3 protein-coding genes and 1 pseudogene are annotated in these 2,425 nt (G+C 66.2%); 1 reads left to right on the top strand and 3 read right to left on the bottom strand.

The genetic code is table 11. The features are described 5' to 3' along the window. Positions 1 to 159 precede the first annotated feature (159 nt). From JCM19049_RS11780 to JCM19049_RS11790, 3 genes are read right to left on the bottom strand one after another with little or no spacing between them, the layout of a single operon-like run. Positions 160 to 642, bottom strand: coding sequence for an MFS transporter (locus JCM19049_RS11780; protein WP_279403084.1), 483 nt, complete (start codon positions 640 to 642; stop codon positions 160 to 162). Continuing rightward, a complete protein-coding gene (locus JCM19049_RS11785) occupies positions 570 to 857 on the bottom strand; it encodes a hypothetical protein (RefSeq protein WP_054821689.1) in 288 nt (95 codons plus the stop codon). The genes JCM19049_RS11780 and JCM19049_RS11785 overlap by 73 nt, the downstream gene beginning before the upstream one ends. Further along, complete coding sequence (locus tag JCM19049_RS11790) at positions 857 to 1,036, bottom strand: hypothetical protein (RefSeq protein ID WP_054821690.1); 180 nt, start codon at positions 1,034 to 1,036, stop codon at positions 857 to 859. Before JCM19049_RS11790 ends, JCM19049_RS11785 begins: the two co-directional genes overlap by 1 nt. A 205-nt stretch (positions 1,037 to 1,241) precedes the next feature. Between JCM19049_RS11790 and JCM19049_RS20600 the strand changes: the two are divergent. After that, positions 1,242 to 2,425: pseudogene (locus JCM19049_RS20600) on the top strand (molybdopterin-dependent oxidoreductase); the annotation flags it as partial.

The following is a 2,425-nucleotide window of genomic DNA, read 5'->3' on the forward strand; positions in this document are numbered from 1 at the left end:
CCTTCTCCGGCGGGGTGGAGGGCCCGATCCAGGCGAACACGGCACCCATGCCCAGGCCCATGGCAGAGGCCATCAGCAGGAAGGTGATGCCGGTCAGGATGCCCTCCGGGGGCTGCATGCCCACGATGTAGGCCAGCGAGACGATCCCGGCCAGGGAGATCAGGCGATCAGCTTCGGACCGAACTTGTCCGCCAGCACGCCGCCGATCGGCCGGGCAATCACCGCGGCCACCGCAAACAGGGCGGTGCGGGCGCCGGCCCCCACCGGGTCCACGTCATCGGGGTAGATGGTGACCAGGTATTTGGGCAGGAAGGTGGAAAACGCGACGAACCCGCCGAACACGATGCCGTACAGGAAGGACATCTCCCAGGTGATCGGCAGCTTCAGCGTGTCGATCAGCTTCGGCAGCAGCGGCTGGCGGTTCGGGGTCCAGGCCGGGGATTCGCGCATGAAGAACCACACGGCCGCGGCGCTGAGCACCAGCAGGCCGGCAATGAACAGGTGGGTTTCGAAGTAGCCGAGCTGGCGCAGCAGCCGGGGGGTGAAGAACGCGGACACCGCGGTGCCGATCATGCCCATGCCGAACACGCCGTTGGCAAAACCGCGTCGGCGCGGCTCGTACCAGGCGCTGGCGAAGGGCACCCCGACCGCGAAGATGGTGCCGGCGATGCCAAGTAGGTGCCCGAGGCGATCAGCAGCGCGAAGCTGCCCAGCGTTCCGGCCAGCGCCACCAGCAGCACGGCCGGCACTGAGGCCAGCAGCACCACGGTGAACATCTTCCTGGCCCCGAAGCGGTCGGTCAACGAACCGATCACGATGCGCCCCAGCGCACCGACCAGCACCGGGGTGGCCAGCATCAGGGAAATCTGCCCTCGCCCAGCTTCATCAGCTCCGCGTAGTGGGTTTGAATCGGGGAAATCAGCATCCAGGCCCAGAAACCCACGGCGCTGGCGAGCGTGGCCAGCAGCAGCTGCGGGAATTGCCCACGCAGCTCCGGGGACGTCTGCGCGGGTTGTGCTGGGGACTTCTGGCTCATGGTTTTCCTCCACCGTAACCGTCAGGTGCTGCACTACCACTTGTTGTGCACACTATCCGCTCAAACGCCAACGCGCTAGTGAAACAAACATTTTTATCTAGGGAATGTGCAATCTCACTTCCAGTGACACCCGGGGAAGAACCCTTGCATCTATCGAGACAAAGGACGAAGCTTGAGTCAAGCGTCACAGTTGGGAGTCACTGTCATGACCGAAAGGCCAAACCACACAACACCGGCCACCGACGGACCACTGGCCGATTCGCTGCTGACCATGGGCAAGTACCTGCGCCGCGGGGAAACCAGCCAGGATCTGCGGGCGATGTTCCTCTCCGGAGGACGCCAGGGTGATGTCTTCTACCGCGACCGATGGTCGCACGACAAGGTGGTGCGCTCCACCCACGGGGTGAACTGCACCGGATCATGCTCCTGGAAGGTCTACGTCAAGGACGGGATCATCACCTGGGAAACGCAGCAGACCGACTACCCGTCGGTGGGCCCGGACTCCCCCGAATATGAACCGCGCGGCTGTCCGCGCGGCGCCGCCTTCAGCTGGTACACCTACTCGCCCACCCGGGTGCGCTACCCGTACATCCGCGACGTGCTGGCCGAACTGTACCGGGCGGCGAAGGCCGAACACCCCGACCCGGTGGACGCCTGGGCCTCGATCGTGGAGGACCCGGTCAAGGCCAAGCGCTACAAGCAGGCCCGCGGCAAGGGCGGGCTGATCCGCACCACCTGGACGAGTCGATGGAGATCGCCGCGGCCGCCCAGGTGTACTCGGTCAAGAAGTACGGCCCGGACCGGATCGCCGGGTTCTCCCCGATCCCGGCGATGTCGATGGTCTCCCACGGGGCGGGATCACGCTACCTGAACCTGGTGGGCGGGACCATGCTCTCCTTCTACGACTGGTACGCCGACCTGCCGGTGGCCAGCCCCCAGGTGTTCGGGGACCAGACCGACGTGCCGGAATCCGCGGACTGGTGGAACGCCGGCTACCTGATCATGTGGGGCTCGAACGTGCCGGTGACCCGCACCCCGGACGCGCACTTCATGGCCGAGGCGCGCTACCGCGGCCAGAAGGTCGTCACCGTCTCCCCCGACTACACCGACAACACCAAGTTCGCCGACGAATGGGTGGCCCTGCACCCGGGCACGGACGCCGCGCTGGGCATGGCCATGGGCCACGTGATCCTCAACGAGCACTACGTGGCCAAGCGCACCGCCCCCTTCCAGGACTACATGCGCCGCTACACCGACTCCCCGTTCCTGGTGGAAATCGATGAAGCCAACGGGCTGCCGGTGCCGGGCAAGTTCCTCACCGCCGCGGATCTGGGCGGGCAGGCCGCCGGTGCCGCCAACGCCGAGTTCAAGCCGGTGCTGCTGGACGCC

Source organism: Arthrobacter sp. JCM 19049, assembly GCF_001310435.1.

Bases quoted from the DNA above. Each gene is read 5' to 3' on its own strand.
- JCM19049_RS11785 (WP_054821689.1), bottom strand. From the start codon at position 857: ATGCTGGCCACCCCGGTGCTGGTCGGTGCGCTGGGGCGCATCGTGATC.
- JCM19049_RS11790 (WP_054821690.1), bottom strand. From the start codon at position 1,036: ATGAGCCAGAAGTCCCCAGCACAACCCGCGCAGACGTCCCCGGAGCTG.